Consider the following 18,478-nt stretch of genomic DNA (forward strand, 5'->3'; position numbering starts at 1 on the left):
CCTTGCTAGATTGACACCCGCGTCTCCGAAGCAAAGGCGGGCAGATCCCGCAGCGTCACGGAGGCAGAAAATCCCCCTATGCCTTCACCAAGGCCTTCTTCGGGTGCCCGGAAACCGTTGCAGCTGAGTTCCGCTGCTTGTAGCCACGTCTCAGGCCAATGCCTTTCGGCACCCCACCCCCCACCAACTGGAAAGCATGTAAGTGATGAGATCCCTTCAGCGTTTCGGCCCCCCGTTGGCCGTCTCTGCCATGACGCTCGTGCTGAGCACGCCCGGACTGGCCGCCGCAGACGAGGTGACCGGCGCCAAGGACACCACGTACTACATCTCGCTCGGTGACTCCCTGGCCTCCGGCTACCAGCCGGACGTCGACAAGGACACCGATGTCGCCTACACCGACCAGCTCTTCGCGCAGCTCAAGCAGCGCACCCCCGGGCTGAAGCACATACGCCTCGGCTGCACCGCTGAGACCACCGAATCCCTGATCAACGGCGGAAAGTGCGACTACCCGCACGCCAAGTCCCAACTGGACGCCGCCCTGCAGGCCATGGCCAAGAACCACGGCAAGGTCGCCTACGTCACCCTCAGCGTGGGCGCCAACGACATCCTCCTCAACTGCGTCAGCCCGGCCGGCACCCTCGACGGGGCATGCCTGAACAGCAAGAGCCAGGCCATGGCGAAGAACCTGGCCCAGATCGCGGGCACGCTCCGCAAGGCCGGCACGGACAACACGCAGTTCGTGGGCTCGACGTACCACAACCCGTTCCTGGGGGCCTGGCTGCAGGGCGCCGCGGGGCAGCAGGCCGCCAAGGAGTCGGCACCCCTGGTCAAGGCCGCCAACACGGGGATCGCCCAGGTGTACAAGTCCACCGGCTTCAAGGTGGCGGACGTGGCCGGGGCCTTCTCCTCGGACGACTTCACCACCCAGGTGAACGTGCCCGGCGCGGGCGAGGTGCCGGCGAACGTGGCCAAGATCTGTCAGCTGACCTGGGCGTGCACGAAGAAGGACCCCCACCCCAACGCCGACGGCCACAAGGTGATCGCGGGCGCCTTCGCGGCGGTGCTCGCCGAGAGCGACGCGCCCGGTGAGGGCGCGTCCCCGACGCCCAGCGCGTCGGGCACGCCCGCGCCCGGCAAGGACACGGGGGCGAACGACCCGACCACGAACGGAGATCTCGCCGAGACCGGCGCGTCGAGCAGTAGTCCCGTCCTCGCGGGTGCCGGTCTCGCGGTCGTGGTGGCCGGAACCGCCGCGGTCTACTTCGCGCGCAGACGCCGTACGGGTGAGGAGAGCTGACGGCCAGTCAGTAGATCGGACTTGCGCAGCAGGCCGCTCGCGGTGTCGCGGGCGGCCTGCTCGGCTCGGCAAGAGGACGGCCGGGGTGCAGTTCGAGGGCCGGCTTGCGAACGCGACCGTCCGCGTGCTCGACCAGGACGAGAACCTCACCCATTGATCTACTCTCCTGAATCTCGTGGGGCCGGCTCAGATGAACTTCTGGGACGCCAGAAACTCCGCGAGGCGGGTTCCTCCGTCGCCGTCGTCCTTGACGACCGACCCCGCGGTCCGCGGCGGACGGGCGGTGGCGGTGTCGACGGCCGTCCAGGAGCCTGCCAGGCCCACGGTGGCGGCGTCGATGCCGAGGTCGTCCAGGTCGAGGTACTCCACCGGCTTCTTCTTGGCGGCCATGATGCCCTTGAAAGAGGGGTAACGAGCCTCGCCCGAGCGGTCGGTCACCGACACCACCGCCGGCAACTCCGCCTGGAGCCGCTCCGTGGCGGTGTCGCCGTCCCGCAGACCGCTGACGACGCCGTCATCGACGGCCACCTCCGAGAGCAGGGTGACCTGGGGGACGCCCAGCCGCTCGGCAAGCAGCGCCGGGACGACGCCCATGCCGCCGTCGGTCGAGGCCATACCGCAGACGACCAGGTCGAAGCCGACGTGCTGGACGAGCTCGGCCAGGACGGACGAGGTACCGAAAACGTCGGTGCCGTGAAGGTCTTCGTCGTCCATGTGGACGGCCCTGTCCGCCCCCATGGAAAGGGCTTTGCGCAACGCGTCCTTGGCGTCGGCCGGCCCCATCGTGACAACAATGACCTCGGCGTCCCCGTGCGACTCGGAGATCTGCAGTGCCTGTTCCACCGCGTACTCGTCGAGCTCCGAGAGAAGCCCGTCCACGGCGTCCCGGTCAGTCGTCATCTCCTCGGTGAACCGCCGGTCACCCGTCGCATCCGGCACGTACTTCACGAGGGCGAGGATCTTCATGCTCACGCGCTATTTCTCCTTGCTCGGTCGTCTCCGGCCTGCGGTGCATCGGCCCACAGACCCAGGAATTCGAGGGCGTTGCGGCCAAGGACACGTGCCGTCTCTGACTCGCTGAGCACGTTCTGCTCGGCTGCCCCGGTGACGGTGGTCAGGGCGGTCTCCAACGGTGCCGTCAGGAAGGGATAATCGGTGCCGAGCATCAGGTGGTCGGCACCCACACGCTCGGCCACCAGTCGCAGATGCTCCGGGTCGAAGACCAACGCGTCCGCCCACAACGAGCCAACCAGCCGGTTGAGTTGGGCGGTGCGCTCGGGATCGGGGCCGCCCCGCAGGAGCGCGTCCCCGTACGCCGTACGCGGATACGTCCAGGGGAACGCGCCGCAGCCGTGTGCCAGGGCGACCCGCAGTTCCGGAAACTCCTCCAGCACCCCGCCGAAGACCAGCGCGGTAGCCGCCAGAGCGGTGTCCGTCAGCATGCCGACACCGAACGAGTACATCGGCTCCGCACGGCGTACCGCGTGCGCGACGTCCGTAGGATGGACGAAGAGTGGCACCCCCGCCTCCTGCGCCGCCGCGAAGAACGGCCTGAGCACCGGAGCATCCAGCTCCAGATCACCGATGCGGGTGCCGATCTCCACTCCGTCCAGCCGCAGCTCCTGCTTGACGCGCAGCATTTCGGTGATGGCCGCGTCGACATCCTGCAGAGGTACGGCACCCAGACCGCGCAGCCGGCCCCCCGACGCGGACACGGCCTCGGCGAACAGGTCGTTCTGCCGGCGCAGGAACTCCGCGGCGTCCTTGCCCTCCGCCCACATCGACAAGGTCACCGGCACCGGCGAGATCACCTGCATGCCGACGCCTGCCGCATCCAGCTCGGCCAGCCGGGCCTGCATGTCCCACAGGGCGGGCTTCACACGCCGAAAGACCTCGGTGCCGCGCATGATCCGCCCCGCCCCGCCGCCCTCGTCGATGACCAGGAACGGCCAACGCGGATCGTCAGCCACCCGAGTCGGCGGACGCAGCGCGGACGGGAAGTAATGAGCGTGGATATCGACGACCGGGTGACCGTGAGCGGCCGGAAGATCAGGCATGCCCGCTATGTTCCCGCCCCCCGGACACCACGCCAACAAGCGGTTCCGGGCAGTAGAACTCCCCGTCGCCGCGGGGTCCCGAACGCACGACGCCCTGTGGTTCGGCGGCGTCGCTAAGGCTCACCAGGCCGTCGCACACGTTCCACGACCGGCCGTCCTGGTCGACGTCGCAGAGCCGCACGAACACGTCGGCGTGCGGCAGGCTGGAGGAGAACCGGATCTCGGCGCTGACCTCACCGACGACCTCGACGTCCTGGTCGAGTACCGGTGTGGTGTAGGTGAGCACGTCCGGGCGGGCCTCGAGCTCGGTGTTCTCGGCCCGTCCGGCGACGCCCACGGCCAGCCGCACGCCGCCGACCGTCGGGGTGGGGTCGGCCGGGTCGTAGCGGTAAGTGCCCACTGAGGACTCAGCGGGTGGCTCCGAAGTCAGCGCACCCGCGGCACCGAGGTGGAAACGCTGTGGCGAGTACCCGGCCGGTGGCCAGGAGTCGAACGAGCGCCACGCGTCCTCGCCCATCACGAAGATGTCGTACCAGCCGCCGACCGAGCTGGCCGGCACGGTCACGTCGGCGACCCGGTGGCTGTGGTCGATCCCGTCCCACCGCGGGGAGGTGGCGTCGTGGGTGACGATGTCCTGGATGTACGGGGAATGCTCACCGAACGCGGCGATGTCGGCCTCGGCCAGCGGAAGCGTCCACAGTGCTCGCGCGGTCCTCTTGTCCTGCGACGTCTTTCTGCGATACCGGACCCCATGAGGCCGCAGCCGACCACGCCGGGCTGGGCGGGTGACGGAATCCATGGGGGTCCTACCTTTCAGACGTTACGGCGGTACTGGCCGTCGACCTCGAAGAAGGCGTCGGTGATCTGCTGGAGCGAGCAGACCCGGGCGGCGTCCATGAGGACGGCGAAGACGTTGTCGCCGCTGACCGCCGCGTCCTTGAGGGCGGTCAGGGCCGTGTGCGCCGGCTCCTCGTGGCGGGCCTGAAAGTCCTGGACGCGCTTGAGCTGGCTGCGCTTCATGTCCGCCTGCACCGTGCCGCGCACGGTGTGCCGCCACCTGGTCACGGGCCGACTTGAGGACGGACTCGTCCCTGGCGGCAAAGGCGACACGGACTCCTTCAGCGGCAAACGCCTGGGCTGCCGCCAAGCCGATTCCACGACTCCCTCCTGCGACGATCGCCCGCCTGCCGCCGAGTCGAAGGTCCATCACTTTTCCTTTCGTCCTCGTGAGGCCGGGCTCACAGGCCCAGGAAATCAAGCTCGTTCGTCCAAGGACGCGGTCCGCCTGCGACTCGCCGAGGACATGCTGGTCGGCCGCTGCGGCGACGGTAGCGACTACGCCGGGCCGTAGATTTCCGTGCCCACCACCTTCCGGCCTCCCTGCGTCCGGCGGCCGGATGACCGTGCGCGGCCGGACGACCAGGCATGCCCCTATCCTGTGCACCGCCACGTACCCCGCCAACGAACGGTTCCGGGCAGTAGAACTCACCATCGGCGCAGGAACTGCTGACAGGTAGACCGGAGTTCGAGGCCGCGCACCGCGGCCGATACGACGGAGGTGTCCTACGCCTCCGTATGGATCTTCGGGAGGAACGACCATGGCTGAGGTGCTTGGTCTCGGCATCACGCACTATCCGATGTTGGCGGGTGCCGACACGCATATGGCGAATCTGCTCAAGAGCACCCTGAAGGATCCCGACATCCCCGCCGACCGGAAGGACGTCCGCAACTGGCCCGAGCTCGCGCAGCGTGAATGGGGAGACGACCAGGGTGTCGCCGCTGCCGCCGCCCACCGGGCCCGGTTGCTCAGCGGTCTGACCCGCTGCCGTGAGGCACTCGACGAGTTCCGTCCGGATGTCGTCGTGGTCTGGGGCGACGACCAGTACGAGAACTTCCGCGAGGAAGTCATCCCCTCATTCTGCGTGTTGGCCTACGACGACACCGAGGTCGAGGCATTCGCCGTACTGGACATGATCAAGGTGCCGAACGCCTGGGGCCTGCCCAAGGACACCACCTACCGTATGCGTGGCCTGCCGGCCTTCGCCAAGCAGCTCGCGACGGACGTGCTCACCGCAGGGGTGGACGTCGCCTACTCCTACGAGCAGCGCAAGGGCGTCCATTTCCCGCACGCGTTCGCCAACACGCAGATCTTCCTCGACTACGAGCACGTGGGAAAGGAATTCCCGTACCCGATCGTGCCCATCGCGGTGAACTGTTACGGCGAGCACGTCATCGCCCGGCAGGGCGGCATGGCCAAGTTCGCCGACATCGAGGCCGGTGAGCAGCTCGACCCGCCGGGTCCGTCGCCGGTGCGCTGCTTCGAGCTGGGCCGGGCGGTGGCGCGTTCGGTGGCGGCCGGCGACAAGCGTGTGGCGCTGGTCGCGTCGGCGAGCTGGTCCCATGCCTTCCTCAACGACAAGGACTGGCACCTGCGCCCGGACTCCGACGCCGATATCAGGCTCTACGACGCCCTCGTCGCGGGTGACTACGACACCTGGCAGAAGGTGACCACGCGAGAGGTGGTCGACGCCGGCCAGCACGAGATGCTCAACTGGTTCTGTCTGCTGGGTGCGATGTCGGAACTCGGTCTCGAACTGCAGTGGAGCGACTTCGTCCCGACGGAGATCCTCAACTCCAACAAGGTCTTCGCGCTGTACCAGTGACGACGTTCTCGCGCGACGTGTGGCCGCCACCGCGGATCATACGTCGCGCGGGAACCAGCGGGCGTGTTCCGGCAACCCCTGCTTGAGCTCCTTGGCCAGTTGCGCGGTGGTGTCCCGAAGCACGGTCCCGGTCTTGGGGTCGAGCTCCACGTCGGACGGATAGGCCACGGAGAGCGCACCCACGGCAAAGCCCCGCACCACGATCGGCGCGGCGACACAGGCCAGGCCCAGCCTGGCCTCCTCGCGTTCACGAGCCAGTTCGCCCTGGCGGATGCGCCGCAGCTCGGGGATCAGCTTGTCGACGTCTGTGATGGTGTGCGGTGTCAGGCCGGGGAGAGGGCTGGGCAGGAAGTGCTTCAGGTCTTCCAGGTTCTCGTGCGCCAGCATGGCCTTCCCCACGGCAGTGCAGCTGGCCGGCAACCGTACACCGACACCGTCCGGGTCGGACGATTTGCTGTTGCGCGCCACCTTTTCCAGGTACACGACATCGAACTGGCGCAGGACCCCCAGTTGCACGGTGTGTCCCGTCCATCGGTGAAGCCTGGCCATGTGTGGCATGGCCGCATCCCGCATGACGCCCGCCGGAGTGGTGCTGCCCAACTGGAACAGCTCGATCCCGATCCGGTACCCGGCGCGGTGGTGCTCGATCGCGCCCAGTTCGATCAACCGGGCCAGCAGCCGGTGCACGGTGGACTTGGGCAGCCCCGAGGCACGGGAGAGCTCCGTCAGGGTCATCACGCGTTCATGACTGTTGAACGCCCGCAGCACGTCGAAAGCCTTGGAGAGGATCGACGGCGGATTCTCGGCGATCAGCATCAGCCCTCCGTTCGGCCTGGCACATACGACGGACCGCACACCCAGGTTTCGTCCGCATCTCAGCAGTATGAAACCCCCACCCAGGCCGTGCGGTCCAGGTTCCAGCCACTGGAACACTCCATGTCATCCCTGGTCACCGGTCCGTAGCGTAAGTAGACGGCTTGCTCTGCGCTCGCGCAGCCGATGAGGCGGAAAGGAGAAGCCGCTATGCAGGACGCACAGGTCGTCGTCACAGGAGCCGGCCCCGTGGGGCTGCTCACCGCCCTGGGACTGGCCAGGGCAGGCCTGGACGTCACGGTGCTCGAAGCAGCGTCCGGGATCGAGCCGCGACCGTACGACATGGTCTACCACTGGGCGGTTCTGCCCGGGCTGGAGGACCTCGGCCTCCTGGAGGAGCTCTGCCAGGCCGGCGTCGTGGCACACACCAGATCCTTCGTCGTTCCGAGCACCGGTGAGCGGTTGGTCCTCGACCTGCGGTCCCTCACGGACGAGGTCGAGCATCCTTTCGAGTTGCTCGTCCCGTCCCATGGGCTGGCCAGGATCGTGGTCGACCGGCTGGCCCGCCACCCCCGGGTCAGGTTCGAATGGGGCACACGCCTGACCGATGTGTGGCAAGACTCGCATGGCGTAACCGTGACGGCAGATACCCCGCACGGCGTCTCCACCCTGCGGGCAGCGTGGCTGGTCGGTGCCGACGGGGCGCACAGCCAGGTCCGGCGGTCGCTGGGCATGGGCTTCCCCGGCGTGACCTGGCCCAAGCGGTTCGTGGCCGCCGATATCCGGTTCGACCTCGCAGGGCTCGGGATGTCTCCCTCCTCTTGGCAACTCGATCTCGACAACGGCGCGCTGATCGGTCTGGCCGACGACACGGGCCTGTGGCGGTACACCTTCGCGGAGAGCCGGCTGCTGCCGGAGGAGACGATCGCCGACCGCATGTCCGCCGTGTTCAAGGCCGTGCTGCCGCACGGGGCCGACCCGCTGCTGGAGAGCTGGGCGGCCTCCCGGGTCCATGAGCGTGCGGCCGAGAGCTTCCGGTCGGGACGGGTCGTACTCGCCGGAGACGCCGCCCACGTCACCAACCCGAGCCGTAGCTTCGGCCTGGCCTGCGGGGTCTTCGACGCCCTCGCACTCGCCCGGCTGCTGGCCTCCGTGGTGCACGGTGACGCGGAACACACGGTTCTCGACCAGTACGCGGAGGACCGCCGCAAGGTCTTCGAGGAGTCCGTGTCCCCGCTGTCGGCGCAGGCCATGCGTCTGCTGTTCCTCACCGAGAGCCCGGAGCGGTTCGCCGAGGGAGTCGAGCACTGCCGCCGTATGGCCGCCGATCCGCACCTGCTCCGCGGCCACCTCCTCGAGAGCCTGGAACTGCGCGGCACGTTGTTTCTTCCATGAGACGTTTCTGCCGTGAGACCGGCAGTGAGGCCCACAGCGTTGCGCTGTGGGCCTCACCGTCGCTGAGCCGGCTCGCGCTCAGCCGACGACGAACACCTTGCCGTCGTCGATCTCTGTCGCGTACGTCCGGAGCGCCACGGTGGCGGGGAAGCAGAGTGCCTCGCCCGTGCGGATGTCGAACCGCGCCATGTGCAGCGGGCAGGTCACCTCGCAACCCTCCAGGTCGCTGTCGGACCCGAGCGACCACTTCTCGTGGGTGCAGGTGTCGGCCGTCGCGTAGAACTCGCCTTCCTCCGTGTGGTACACGGCGATCGGCGGGTCCCCGGGCACGGTGATGGCCGTGCCCGGCGCAACGTCCTCGGCCAGGCAGGCGAAGCGGCGTTCGGTGGTCATGGCCCAAGCCGTCCTTCCTGACCCGAGCCGGAGAGCCAGGGCCAGTACTTGGCCGTGGCTCCGCCATCGACGGTGATGTTGCTTCCGGTGATCATCGAGGACTCGTCCGAGGCGAGGAACACCACCGCGGGGACGTAGTCCTGGGGAGTGGGCAGCCGGCCCATCGGGAAAAGACCCTGAAAATTCATCGGGTACTCGCTGGGCCCGGCCATCAGTCCCACGAGCTCACGGGCCCGCTCAGGGTCGTCGGGAAGGGTCACGGTGGGAGTGAAGCCGTTGACCCGGATGCCGTGCCTGGCCAGTTCCATGGCGGCGGAGCGGGTGAAGTTGATCAGCCCGCTCTTGCCGGTGGAGTAGCCGATGTTGCCCGGTTCACCCTGCCAGGCCGCCGTGGACAGGATGTTGATCACGCTACCGTGAGTGCCGGCGTCAATCATGTACATGGCGACTTCGCGGGTGAAGAGGAAGGATCCGCCAAGGATCACGTCGAGCTGCCGGCGGTAGTCCTCGACGGTCATCGTCAGCAGCCCGCGCTTGTGGAACCACACGGCGCTGTTGACCAGGATGTCCACGCGCCCCCAACGGGCCACCGCCTGCTCCACGACCTCCGGGGCGTGCGCCGGGTCGGTGACGTCGCCGATGGCGGCGATCGCCTCGCCGCCCGCCGCCTCGATGGCCGCGACGGACGGCTTGACCGACTCCTCGTCGAGCCCGGTGCACACCACCCGGGCGCCCTCGGCGGCGAGTCCCGCCGCTATGGCACCGCCGATGAGCGGGCCGGTACCGGTCACGATCGCGACCTTGTCCTGCAGGCGGTTCACAGGATCACGCTCACCTTGCCGTGCGGGTGCAGCGCGTCGAGGTCGAGTACGGACTTGCGGAGCTCGTAGCGGAAAGATCCGTCCTCGTCCTGAAGCAGGATGTGCCGGTACTCGCCGACATACGTGTCGACCGTGCCCGAACGCATCCGGTACACCGCGAAGTTGGCAGTGACGGTCAGCCGTCCGTCGGTGGCGTCGGTGACCCGCACATTGGTGATCAGGTGCCGGGTACGGGAGTGCGGGTACTCGGCGTGTGCGGCGCGGGTGAGCAGCGAGTTCACCCGCTGCTCCAGCAGAAAGCGGTCGTCCTGGATGAGGAAGAGATCCCGCGCGGGGTCGCCGTCCGGCTTGTCGGTGGACGGAACCTGGTACTGCCCGTGCGCGGCGAACAGCTCCAGCCACTCGTGCAGCCGCCATGTGTCGAGCAGCTCGGCCTCCTCGTAGAGGTAGCGTTCCACCGAGCGGACCAGGCTGTCGGGGACATTCGCCGGTGCGATCGGCGGGGTGGGGGCTTGGGTGGCCATTGCGACTCCTTGTTACGTGTCTGCGCTCGGTTCAGCCGACCAGTCGGCCCATGAGTGAGCGGCCGGCGATGATGCGCTGGATCTGGCCCGACCCCTCGAAGATGTCCATGATCTTCATGTCCCGGTACCACTTCTCCAGGAGCAGTTCCTTGCTCCAGCCCTCGGGCCCCAGGAGCTGGATGCAGCGCCGGACCACGCGCTCGCAGGACTGCGGCGCGTAGCCCTTGGCCGCGGCGGCGGCCACGGTGTCGCTGCGGTCCTTGCCGATGTCGACGAGATACTGGGCGCGCAGGACGAGTCGGCGGCCCCGCTCCAGCGTGTGCTCCATGTTCTCCAGCTCGGTCTCGATCTGGGACAACCGCTGCGGAGTGAACCCCGCCTTCTGCCCGACCAGGAGGCCCTTGGTGACATCCAGCGACGCCTGGGCCAGGGCGATGGCCATGGAGGAGATGCGAGGACGGTTGTGGACCAGAGCGGCGAACGCACCGCTGCGGCCGCTGGCCCTGGTCTCCGCTTCGCCCTCGGCCGTCCAGCCGAGCCGGTTCTCCAGCGGGACCACACAGTTGTCGAAGAACAGTTCGGACGTCACCCAGCTGCGGATGCCCAGCTTGCTCTCGCTGACCTTGGGAACGGTGAAGCCCGGCGTTCCCTTGGGCACCACGAAGGAGCTGATGCCCTTCGCGCCCAGCGACTTGTCGACCGTGGCGAACACGGTGACGTACTCACCGGTGGCTCCGTTGGTGCAGAAGATCTTGGTGCCGTTGATCACCCAGGTGTCGCCCTCGCGGGTCGCGGTGGTGGACACCAGGGAGGTGTCGGAGCCGAAGCCCGGCTCGGTGAGTGCGAAGCCCGTCGGGGCGCCCCCTCCACGACGGGGTCGTACCACTTGGCGACCTGCTCGGGCGTGCCCATGGCTTCCACGACCAGTTCGCCGATGCCGCCGCCCAGCACGGGCGGCACCCACACGTCGCCGTAGACGAGCGCTTCCGTGATCACCGCCTTGGACACATAGTCGCCCTCCTCGAAGTCCGGTACGGAACCCTCTTCGGGCTTGTCGGCGCGGCCGAGCGGGACCGGGCTGGTGTCGAGGATCTCGGCCCAGTTCGCCGGCGGGGCGTGCCGGTCGTCGGCCTCTCGCGCGTAGGGCCGGCACTCGGCGACCGACCATTCACGTACCGTATTGGCGTAGTCGGCCAGTTCCTTGCTGATCTCGAAGGGCAGGCTCATGACTCCTCGTTCTCTGTGATCGGGTCTGTGGGGCGCTCAGAGCGCGGGGGTGAAGGCCGACCGCAGCGGGTCGAAGTCGATGGCGGAGAGCGCTGCCGCACTCCGGTACCACTGCTCGACCGGGTGCTCGTCGATGAAGCCATGGCCGCCGAGTGTCTGTACGGCGGTCCGCGTCGCCTCTGCGGCCACCTCACTGGCGTAGTTCACGGCTCGGGTAACGGCGGGTGCGGCCTCGGTGTACCGCTCCGCGTCGACCAGGACAGCCGCCTCGAACACTTCAGCGCGCACTTCGTAGATCCGCATCAGCGCTTCGGCCAGCGGGAAGGCGACGCCCTGGAATCCGGCGATCGGCTTTCCAAAGGCGACACGCTCGGTGGCGTAGGCCGACGCGTACTCCACCGCGCGCGTCGCGGTGCCCACCTGAGCCGCGGCCAGGGCCAGACGCAGGCGGTGCACGGTTCCGGCGAGTTCTTCGCCGTCGATCGCCGCGGCGGCCGCCAAGGTCACGTCGAACGACACGGTGGCCAGGGCGGCGGCGTCCAGCGCGAGGCCGGGTGCCGTTCCCCGCACGCTGACTCCGGCGGCCGAGACGGGCACGAGCGAGGCGCGCAGCGCCCCGGTGTCCGCGTCGCGGCCCACCACGATCAGGGGGTCGGCCGTCTCGGCGAACGCTACGGCGACCTTGCGGCCCTTGACGCGCACGGTTCCGTCGGGCGCGGTGCTGATGGTGGTGGTGAAGTCCTCGGGGCCACGCCCGTATCCCTCGTAGAGGGCGACGGCGCCGCGGGCCTTGGGGTCCTCGCTCAGGCGGGCAAGGCCGGCGGTCTGCTCCGGCGAACCGTGACGGGACAGCAGCAGCGCGGGAGCGCCACCCCACAAGGCCGCCATCGTGATACCGGGATCGCCGTACGCCAGGTTCTCGATGGCGATCATCTGCGTCACGGTGTCCGGAATCCCCCCGCCGCCGAGTTCCTCCGACAGCGGCATGGTCAGACCGGTGTCCACCAGGGTCCGCCACACGTCGTCCGGTACGGCTCGTTCCTCCTCCGCCTTCCGCGCTGCGGGGGCCAGAACGTCGAGTCCGATGGCGCGGGTGAGTTCGGCGACGGCGAGATGCTCTTCAGTGGGCTGCAGATCCATGATCGACTCTCTGCTTTCGGTTGGAGGGGCTATTTGGCCTCTGCGGTCGCGGAGGCCGGCCGCTGCCTCTGTCCGGCGAAGAAGTCCGGAAGCGGGGCCTGCGGTTCTTCGGGGAGTGCCTCCCCCGTGACCAGCTCGTGCCAGCGGCGCCACCACGTGCGCATCTGGTATTCGCCGTTCATCCCCTTGTGAGGCGTGTGCATCCCGCGGGAGATGTCGGACCAGGGCAGCTCCCGCTGGGCCGCGTAGGACCGCTGGCACGTCTCCAGTGCCTCCACGTCGTCGGGCGAGGCGAGTCCGCCCGGACCCCAGAAGGTGAGGAAGTTGTCCAGGCGCTGCCTGTGCAGTTCCTCGCCCTCCTCCGGTGGCACCAGCTGCCAGGCACTGACTTCCATGTAGTCAGGCGTGACGGGCTCGATCCTGCGGATCAGCACGCCCATGACCAGGTCGATGACCACCAGGTTGGGGAAGATCACCAGGTTGCGGGTGCCGCCCATGCGTTCCACCCACGCGTCGCCGTGCGTCTGACGGAGCCGCTCGAAGTGTTCGGCCTTCTCGTGTTTGGCCTCCTCGGACAGCGGCCGTCCCAGCGCGGCGCCGCTCGCGGGAGTGCCGGCCATGACGGCGTGGCCACCGCCCAGGTTGACGGCTATGGAGTTCGAGGCGAAGGAGATGTCGGCCTTGCCGTGGGCGGCGGTGATCATCTCCAGATAGCGTTGGTGGGTGGAGACGAGGTGGTAGCCGTCGTAACTGTTCTCCGTCAGGAGTTTCCAGTTGGCCTTCACCGAGTACTCGTGCGTGCCCGGCAGGACCCTCATGCCGACCTGGGACTGGTCGGACACCAGGTCCAGGTACTCCTTGGCGCCCGCCAGGTAGGTGGGGAGATCGACGATGTCCGGATCGAAGCTGACGAAGACGAAACCGCGGTAGGAGCCGACCTTCGCGGGAGCCGCCAGCCCCGGTCGCTCGAAGCCGGCCCCGTAGCCCGCGTCGTCGGGGATCGAGACGACCTCGCCCGAGTTGTTGAAGCTCCAGCCGTGGTAGAAGCAGGTCATGAAGCGAGCGTTGCCCTTCGGCTCACGGCACAGCATCGCACCGCGGTGGGGGCAGGAGTTGACCCAGACCTTGACCTTCCCCTGGGCGTCCCTGGCGAAGATCAGTGGCCGGCCGGCCACGGTGCGGGTGACGTAGTCGTTGGGCTTGGCGAGTTCGGTCTCGTGACCGATGTAGAGCCAGCTGTGGTCGAAGATGCGCTCGCGTTCCACGGCGAACACAGCCGGATCCGTCATGACCTTCCGGTTCACCCTGAAGCGGGGAATTTCCTGGTCGACCTCGATGTATTCAGACACCTGTAGTCCGTCCTTTCCTGTCCCAATGGCACCGTGCCGTGGAGCTGCATGTGGCGCTCCTCCCGGTTCCGGCGGCTGGAACCGGGGCGTCGAATTCACAGAAGTGAAAGGAATTACGCGCGGGCCGCGCTTGCGACACGTCTTTGCCATTCCGCGGCCAATGGCGTGGGCCGTGGCACCACGCGCCGATCGAGCCACTCGATGGTTCGCTGCCACGCGTCGAAAGAGGCCACGTGCGCCAGGGTCTCGCGGGCGTCGCGATAGAAATCCCGGGCGACGCCCGGATAGGTGACCACTTCCGTGTGGGCCGGCGAGCCGCCCAGGTACGAGCCCAGCCTGGCCAGGACGTCCGCAGGGGCACCGGGGTCCTGCTGACCGAACAGTCCGAGCCACGGCGTCCGGACGTGCCGGGCTACTTGGGTCAGCGGCGGCAGGGCGTCGGACCATGCGTCCGCCACTCCGGACGGGGCGATGCTCACCGCCGCGCCGAGTGCGAACTCGGCGGTGGCCAAGAGTGCGGTCCGGCCCCCGAAGCCGTAGCCGACGAGGCCCACCTGCACCGGCGACCAGCCGCGTTCACCCAACCGCCCCAACAGCACGGCGACGTCGCTCACCAGATCCCGGTCGGTCGTGCCGGTCGGGTCGCCACCGGTGGGCGACAGGTCGACGGCGACGGACTCGTATCCGTGCTCGGCCAGTCCGTTCATGAACCCGGCGGCGTCCCGTTCCAGGGCGCCGGCGTCGCAGAGCACGATCGCCGCGCCTCTCGGGACACCGCCGAGCTCGATCCGGGCCACCGGCAGCGACCTACCTGATCCATGCCTGAACGAGTCCTCCGCAACACTCGGCTCGATCCGCGGAAATGCGATGTCCATGCGCATGTACCTCCATGGCGGCCACGTTCTATGGCTCACGCAACTTGCTCTTGAGTACTTTTCCCGAGGCGTTCCTCGGGAGCTGCGCCACGAAATCCACCACGGTCGGGCTCTTGTAGCCCGCGAGGTATTCCTTGGCGTACGAAATGACCTCGCCCTCTGTCAGCGAGGGCTGTGCGGGCGCCCGTACGACGACGGCCCGCACCGTCTCGCCCCACCGGCGGGAGGGGGCCCCGATCACCGCGACCTCGGCGATCCCCGGGTGAGTCGAGAGGACGTGCTCCACCTCGGTCGGGTACACGTTCTCGCCGCCCGTGATGATGACGTCCTTGAGCCGGTCGCACAGATGGAGATAGCCACCGCGCAGGAACCCGGCGTCGCCGGTGCGCAGGAACCCGTCCGGGGCGAGAACATGTGCCGTCTCCTCCGGGGCCTCCCAGTACGCGGACATCGCCGTCGGTGTCTTCGCCCAGACCTCGCCCACCACGCCTTCGGCGACGTCCTTCTCCGTCAGGGGATCGACGACCCGTACCGTCACTTCGGGAAGTGGGAGCCCGGCCGAGCCCAGTCTGCCGTCGGTGTCGGCCAGATCGTGGTCCTCGGGAGGCAGCACCGTGATGCCGATGGTCTCCGTCGAGCCGTAGAACTGGAGGAACTTGCAGCGGAAGCGGCGCAGGCAGGTCCGCAGCAGGTCGGGGTCCATGGGAGAGCCGGCATAGGCGATGGTGTCGAGGGCGGAGAGGTCGTAGTGGTCGACGTCCTCGTCCTGGAGGGCCTGCAGAACCGCGGGCACGACCATGGTCGTGGTCACCCGGTGGCGTTCCACGACTTCCAGCACCGAGCGGGGTTTGGCATCGGCGGACAGCACGCAGTGGGCCCCGACGGCCAGTGCCGCGATCGCTGTGTTCAGCCCTGCGGCGTGGAAGAGGGGAAGCGCCGCCAGCAGAACGGATTCTTGGGTGACGCCCATGACGCCGGCGGCGCTGAACGTCGCGCGCAGGGCCCGGCCGTCGAACAGCGCGGCCTTGGGCACTCCGGTCGTGCCGGAGGTGTACATCATGAACGCGGGATCGGAGTCCGTGGTCACGGCAGGGGGCTCCTGCGGGTCCCGGCAGAGAAGCCATTTCTCGTAGTCGTCGGTCTCGTCCCCGATGACCACGACGGTTTCCACCGTCGTAAGCTCGTCCCGGACGGGGGTGAGCTTGCCGACGAGATCCTCCGAGACGAACAGCACTCTGGGGCGCGCGTTGTTGACCACGAAGAGCAACTCCGGCGGGGCGAGCCGCCAGTTCGCGGCGACGCTCACCCAACCCGCCATCGACGCACCGAACAGGACCTCGAAGAACTCGGGCCTGTTGCGGCCCAGGTAGAGCACCCGCTCTCCCGCACCCGGCGCGGAACCGGCGAGCCCCTGTGCGACACGGCAACTGCGTTCGTACACCTCGCGCCAGTTCCGGGTCACACCGTCGTAGGTGAGACAGGCAGCTTCGGGTGTGCGTGTCGCCCACGTGCGGCAGATCGCCGCAAGTGCGGCCGTATCTTCGGGAATGTGCGTCATTTGTACGTGATTCCGTACGGGCTGTCGCCCACCAGACGCTTTTCGGCGAACTCCCGTATCTCCGCCTCGGTGCACCCGAGTTCGGTCAGCACGGCCTCGTTGTCCTGGCCGAACAGCGGGGCGGGGCCCACGGCCGGCGGACGGGGGGCGTGGGAGAAGCGCATGGCCGGTGCGAGGTGTCGCACCGTACCGGCGACCGCATGGTGCACCGGGAACGGCCGCTGCCGATGAACGAGTTGAGGGTGGTCGGCGAGATCCAGACCGACGGCCATGACGGCCGCGGGCACCCCCGCGGAACGAAGGGCCGCCACGATCTTTTCGGCGGGCTCCCCGGCACACGCGTGGGCAAGGCCGTCGTCGAGCTGCGCATGCCGTTCGCGGCGTCCTTCGGCCGTCGCGAACTCCGCGTCGGCGGCCCAGTCGTCGCGGCCCAGGACACGGCACAGGGCTATCCACTGGGCGTCGGTCGTGACGGAGATCGCGATCCAGTCGTCGTCGGCGCACGGGTACATCCCCTGCGGGATCGCGAGCGGGGATCTGTTACCGGCACGTGTGCGCGGCTCTCCAGTGGCCGACGCTTCGATCACCGGGCGGGCGGTCAGCTGTATGGCGACATCGCCCAGCGCCAGCTCCGCGCACACGGCCTCGCCGGTACGGCGGCGCCGCCGGATCGCCGTCAGCAGTACCAACGACGCCAGGTGCGCGGAGAACGGGTCGGTGACCGTGCCGGTGACAACCGGTTCGCCGTCCTCGTACCCGGTCATCTGGGTGACCCCTGCGGCCGCTTCGGCGGTGTAGGTGAACCCCGGGCGGTTGTGCCAGCTGCCCGTGAGCCCCCATGCGGGCATGCGGACGACGATGAGGTCCGGGTTGACCTCGCGCATACCGTCGAAGTCCAGTCCCCGGTCGTCAAGCACGCGAGGCGTGTAGTTCTCCAGCACCACGTGCGCGGTGGCGATCAACCGCTTTGCCAGGTCCAGGCCCTTGGCGCCGGAGAGGTCCAGTGTGACCTCCCGCTTGCCGATGTTGGGGCCGAGGAAGGGGCCCGCGCGCTCCCACGAGCGGTTCACGGTCATGGGATTGCCCGAGAAGCGCATGGCGTCGGGGCGGTTCACCGCCTCCACCTTGATCACCTCGGCGCCCAGGGAGGCGAGATGGGCCGTGGCCAGGGGCCCCGCCTGGAAGGTGCCGAACTCCACGACGCGCAGGCCCTTCAGAGGCTGCGCGGGGTCCGCCTCGGCAGTGGCCGCAGCGGGAGTCCGCACGCTCGGGCGCGAGATCCGGAACGGCGGTGCAGGCTGTAGGAAGCCGGCTTCCGGATGCCGTACGAAGGAGTTCCGCTCGGCGTACGGCGCCAGCTCGGCGACCGTGTCGGGCGAGGTCAGCGGGACCACGGGCACACGGTGGAGCACACCGAGCTCGGTCAGCTCCTCGACCGTGTGGCGCTCGGTGAACCGCCGGACCAACGAGGTGATCTCGGTGCCGTTGTACAGCCGGTCCGAGACCATGTCGAACCGGGAGTCGTCCAGTTCGGGCACCCTCGCCATCTCCTTGAACGCCTTCCACTGCGCGTCCGTGACGGCGACGACGCACACCCAGCCGTCCTTCGCGCGTTCGACACCGGGAACGGGGTTCTGCGGGATCGGGTAGCGCGTGTGGGGAGAGAGCTGGGAGAACAGCCAGGGGAACTGGAGCAGTCCGACCAGCGCCTCGAAACGCGAGACGTCGACGTCGATCGCCGAGGCCGCCCCGGCCTCGGTGCTCAACAGCGCTGACACCGCACCCACGGCCGCGCACGCTCCGGCCGTGAGCTCGCCAAACTCCACGCCGCTGGCGACCGGCGCACGGTCCCCTCTGGGGTGGAGCACGGTGAGGCCGGCCTCGGCCTGGAGTGTGAACTCGGTCGCCGGCAACTTGGCGAACGGGCCGTCGAGCCCGTAGTCGGAAACGGTGACCACGACCAGCCGCGGATTCTCCCTGCGCAGGGCTTCCGCCAGCGCCCGGAATCCCGGCAGGTCGTCGTCGCAGATCACGACGGCCGGGCCGGTCGCGAGTTCCGGCACCAGCCGGGCGACGGCGGTCCTGGCGTCCGCGAGTTCATCGGAGTCGCACCGCACCACGCGCTTGCCCTGGTGCAGATGACTCACGTAGGCCTCGTATCCGGCGTCCTGCGCCGTCGGCCGTTCGCCGGCACGCGGCTCAAGGCGCACCACGCGGGCGCCGACATCGGCTAGTCCCGTACTTCGCGGGTCGTTGAATCGGTTGGAGTAGAGGGTTCGGTCGTATCCGGGTCGGGGCTGTGGGCGTTAGCCGGGTGTGTCGATGATTTCCCGGTCCCCGCGGCCTCGGTCCCAGCGTCAGCGCCT

General features: G+C 68.6%; 17 protein-coding genes and 2 pseudogenes. 3 read left to right on the forward strand and 16 right to left on the reverse strand.

Going from position 1 to position 18,478, the window contains the following annotated elements; genetic code table 11:
- The first annotated feature begins 250 nt into the window (after nt 1-250).
- Nucleotides 251-1,297, forward strand: a complete 1,047-nt coding sequence (locus tag OOK07_RS42100; RefSeq protein WP_266801823.1) for an SGNH/GDSL hydrolase family protein — start codon at nt 251-253, stop codon at nt 1,295-1,297.
- Between the two features lie 186 nt (nt 1,298-1,483).
- Here OOK07_RS42100 and OOK07_RS42105 read toward each other — a convergent pair whose 3' ends face one another.
- The 5 genes and pseudogenes from OOK07_RS42105 to OOK07_RS43385 all read right to left on the reverse strand — a co-directional run.
- Nucleotides 1,484-2,263 carry an electron transfer flavoprotein subunit beta/FixA family protein gene (locus OOK07_RS42105; protein ID WP_406313427.1) on the reverse strand — a complete coding sequence of 260 codons (780 nt, stop codon included), beginning with the start codon at nt 2,261-2,263 and terminating at the stop codon, nt 1,484-1,486.
- Nucleotides 2,264-2,265: 2 nt separating this feature from the next.
- Complete coding sequence (locus OOK07_RS42110) at nt 2,266-3,354, reverse strand: amidohydrolase family protein (protein WP_266801825.1); 1,089 nt, start codon at nt 3,352-3,354, stop codon at nt 2,266-2,268.
- Nucleotides 3,347-4,153 carry a CocE/NonD family hydrolase gene (locus tag OOK07_RS42115; protein ID WP_266801826.1) on the reverse strand — a complete coding sequence of 269 codons (807 nt, stop codon included), beginning with the start codon at nt 4,151-4,153 and terminating at the stop codon, nt 3,347-3,349. Before OOK07_RS42115 ends, OOK07_RS42110 begins: the two co-directional genes overlap by 8 nt.
- Nucleotides 4,154-4,167: 14 nt before the next feature.
- Nucleotides 4,168-4,371: pseudogene (locus OOK07_RS42120) on the reverse strand (hypothetical protein); the annotation flags it as partial.
- A gap of 88 nt (nt 4,372-4,459) precedes the next feature.
- Nucleotides 4,460-4,978 (reverse strand): annotated as a pseudogene (locus OOK07_RS43385) (hypothetical protein); the annotation flags it as partial.
- Between OOK07_RS43385 and OOK07_RS42130 the strand changes: the two are divergent.
- Nucleotides 4,953-6,017, forward strand: coding sequence for a DODA-type extradiol aromatic ring-opening family dioxygenase (locus OOK07_RS42130; RefSeq protein ID WP_266801827.1), 1,065 nt, complete (start codon nt 4,953-4,955; stop codon nt 6,015-6,017). The pseudogene OOK07_RS43385 and the gene OOK07_RS42130 sit on opposite strands and share 26 nt — an antisense overlap.
- Before the next feature lie 36 nt (nt 6,018-6,053).
- Here the strand turns inward: OOK07_RS42130 and OOK07_RS42135 are convergent, their stop codons facing one another.
- Nucleotides 6,054-6,833: an IclR family transcriptional regulator gene (locus OOK07_RS42135; RefSeq protein WP_165340144.1), complete on the reverse strand. Its 780-nt coding sequence runs from the start codon at nt 6,831-6,833 to the stop codon at nt 6,054-6,056.
- 207 nt (nt 6,834-7,040) lie between these two features.
- On the opposite strand from OOK07_RS42135, the gene OOK07_RS42140 reads away from it, so the two are divergent.
- The gene (locus OOK07_RS42140) at nt 7,041-8,225 is read left to right on the forward strand and encodes an FAD-dependent oxidoreductase (protein ID WP_266801828.1); all 1,185 of its coding nucleotides are present in this window, start codon (nt 7,041-7,043) and stop codon (nt 8,223-8,225) included.
- 78 nt (nt 8,226-8,303) lie between these two features.
- Here OOK07_RS42140 and OOK07_RS42145 read toward each other — a convergent pair whose 3' ends face one another.
- From OOK07_RS42145 to OOK07_RS42190, 10 genes are all read right to left on the reverse strand, one after another.
- Nucleotides 8,304-8,618: a non-heme iron oxygenase ferredoxin subunit gene (locus OOK07_RS42145; RefSeq protein ID WP_165340142.1), complete on the reverse strand. Its 315-nt coding sequence runs from the start codon at nt 8,616-8,618 to the stop codon at nt 8,304-8,306.
- Nucleotides 8,615-9,439 carry an SDR family NAD(P)-dependent oxidoreductase gene (locus OOK07_RS42150; protein WP_266801829.1) on the reverse strand — a complete coding sequence of 275 codons (825 nt, stop codon included), beginning with the start codon at nt 9,437-9,439 and terminating at the stop codon, nt 8,615-8,617. The genes OOK07_RS42145 and OOK07_RS42150 overlap by 4 nt, the downstream gene beginning before the upstream one ends.
- Nucleotides 9,436-9,963, reverse strand: coding sequence for an aromatic-ring-hydroxylating dioxygenase subunit beta (locus tag OOK07_RS42155; protein WP_266801830.1), 528 nt, complete (start codon nt 9,961-9,963; stop codon nt 9,436-9,438). Before OOK07_RS42155 ends, OOK07_RS42150 begins: the two co-directional genes overlap by 4 nt.
- 31 nt (nt 9,964-9,994) lie before the next feature.
- On the reverse strand, nt 9,995-10,768 hold the full coding sequence (locus OOK07_RS42160; protein ID WP_266801831.1) for an acyl-CoA dehydrogenase family protein: 774 nt from the start codon (nt 10,766-10,768) through the stop codon (nt 9,995-9,997).
- Nucleotides 10,729-11,190, reverse strand: coding sequence for an acyl-CoA dehydrogenase family protein (locus tag OOK07_RS42165; protein WP_266801832.1), 462 nt, complete (start codon nt 11,188-11,190; stop codon nt 10,729-10,731). Before OOK07_RS42165 ends, OOK07_RS42160 begins: the two co-directional genes overlap by 40 nt.
- A gap of 36 nt (nt 11,191-11,226) precedes the next feature.
- Nucleotides 11,227-12,330 (reverse strand): acyl-CoA dehydrogenase family protein, encoded by a 1,104-nt coding sequence (locus OOK07_RS42170; protein ID WP_266801833.1) that lies wholly within the window; start codon nt 12,328-12,330, stop codon nt 11,227-11,229.
- A gap of 29 nt (nt 12,331-12,359) precedes the next feature.
- Nucleotides 12,360-13,679, reverse strand: coding sequence for an aromatic ring-hydroxylating oxygenase subunit alpha (locus tag OOK07_RS42175; protein ID WP_266801834.1), 1,320 nt, complete (start codon nt 13,677-13,679; stop codon nt 12,360-12,362).
- A gap of 113 nt (nt 13,680-13,792) precedes the next feature.
- Nucleotides 13,793-14,476: a dienelactone hydrolase family protein gene (locus tag OOK07_RS42180; protein ID WP_266801835.1), complete on the reverse strand. Its 684-nt coding sequence runs from the start codon at nt 14,474-14,476 to the stop codon at nt 13,793-13,795.
- Nucleotides 14,477-14,582: 106 nt separating this feature from the next.
- A complete protein-coding gene (locus OOK07_RS42185) occupies nt 14,583-16,112 on the reverse strand; it encodes an AMP-binding protein (RefSeq protein WP_266801836.1) in 1,530 nt (509 codons plus the stop codon).
- Nucleotides 16,109-18,325, reverse strand: a complete 2,217-nt coding sequence (locus tag OOK07_RS42190) for a CaiB/BaiF CoA-transferase family protein (RefSeq protein WP_323183035.1) — start codon at nt 18,323-18,325, stop codon at nt 16,109-16,111. Before OOK07_RS42190 ends, OOK07_RS42185 begins: the two co-directional genes overlap by 4 nt.
- Nucleotides 18,326-18,478 lie beyond the last annotated feature (153 nt).

Origin of the sequence: Streptomyces sp. NBC_00078 (assembly GCF_026343335.1) — a bacterium.
GTDB lineage: Bacteria > Actinomycetota > Actinomycetes > Streptomycetales > Streptomycetaceae > Streptomyces.

Bases quoted from the DNA above. Each gene is read 5' to 3' on its own strand.
- OOK07_RS42185 (WP_266801836.1), bottom strand. From the start codon at position 16,112: ATGACGCACATTCCCGAAGATACGGCCGCACTTGCGGCGATCTGCCGC.
- OOK07_RS42135 (WP_165340144.1), bottom strand. From the start codon at position 6,833: ATGCTGATCGCCGAGAATCCGCCGTCGATCCTCTCCAAGGCTTTCGAC.
- OOK07_RS42110 (WP_266801825.1), bottom strand. From the start codon at position 3,354: ATGCCTGATCTTCCGGCCGCTCACGGTCACCCGGTCGTCGATATCCAC.
- OOK07_RS42140 (WP_266801828.1), top strand. From the start codon at position 7,041: ATGCAGGACGCACAGGTCGTCGTCACAGGAGCCGGCCCCGTGGGGCTG.
- OOK07_RS42145 (WP_165340142.1), bottom strand. From the start codon at position 8,618: ATGACCACCGAACGCCGCTTCGCCTGCCTGGCCGAGGACGTTGCGCCG.
- OOK07_RS42100 (WP_266801823.1), top strand. From the start codon at position 251: ATGACGCTCGTGCTGAGCACGCCCGGACTGGCCGCCGCAGACGAGGTG.
- OOK07_RS42155 (WP_266801830.1), bottom strand. From the start codon at position 9,963: ATGGCCACCCAAGCCCCCACCCCGCCGATCGCACCGGCGAATGTCCCC.
- OOK07_RS42130 (WP_266801827.1), top strand. From the start codon at position 4,953: ATGGCTGAGGTGCTTGGTCTCGGCATCACGCACTATCCGATGTTGGCG.
- OOK07_RS42165 (WP_266801832.1), bottom strand. From the start codon at position 11,190: ATGAGCCTGCCCTTCGAGATCAGCAAGGAACTGGCCGACTACGCCAAT.
- OOK07_RS42170 (WP_266801833.1), bottom strand. From the start codon at position 12,330: ATGGATCTGCAGCCCACTGAAGAGCATCTCGCCGTCGCCGAACTCACC.
- OOK07_RS42115 (WP_266801826.1), bottom strand. From the start codon at position 4,153: ATGGATTCCGTCACCCGCCCAGCCCGGCGTGGTCGGCTGCGGCCTCAT.
- OOK07_RS42105 (WP_406313427.1), bottom strand. From the start codon at position 2,263: ATGAAGATCCTCGCCCTCGTGAAGTACGTGCCGGATGCGACGGGTGAC.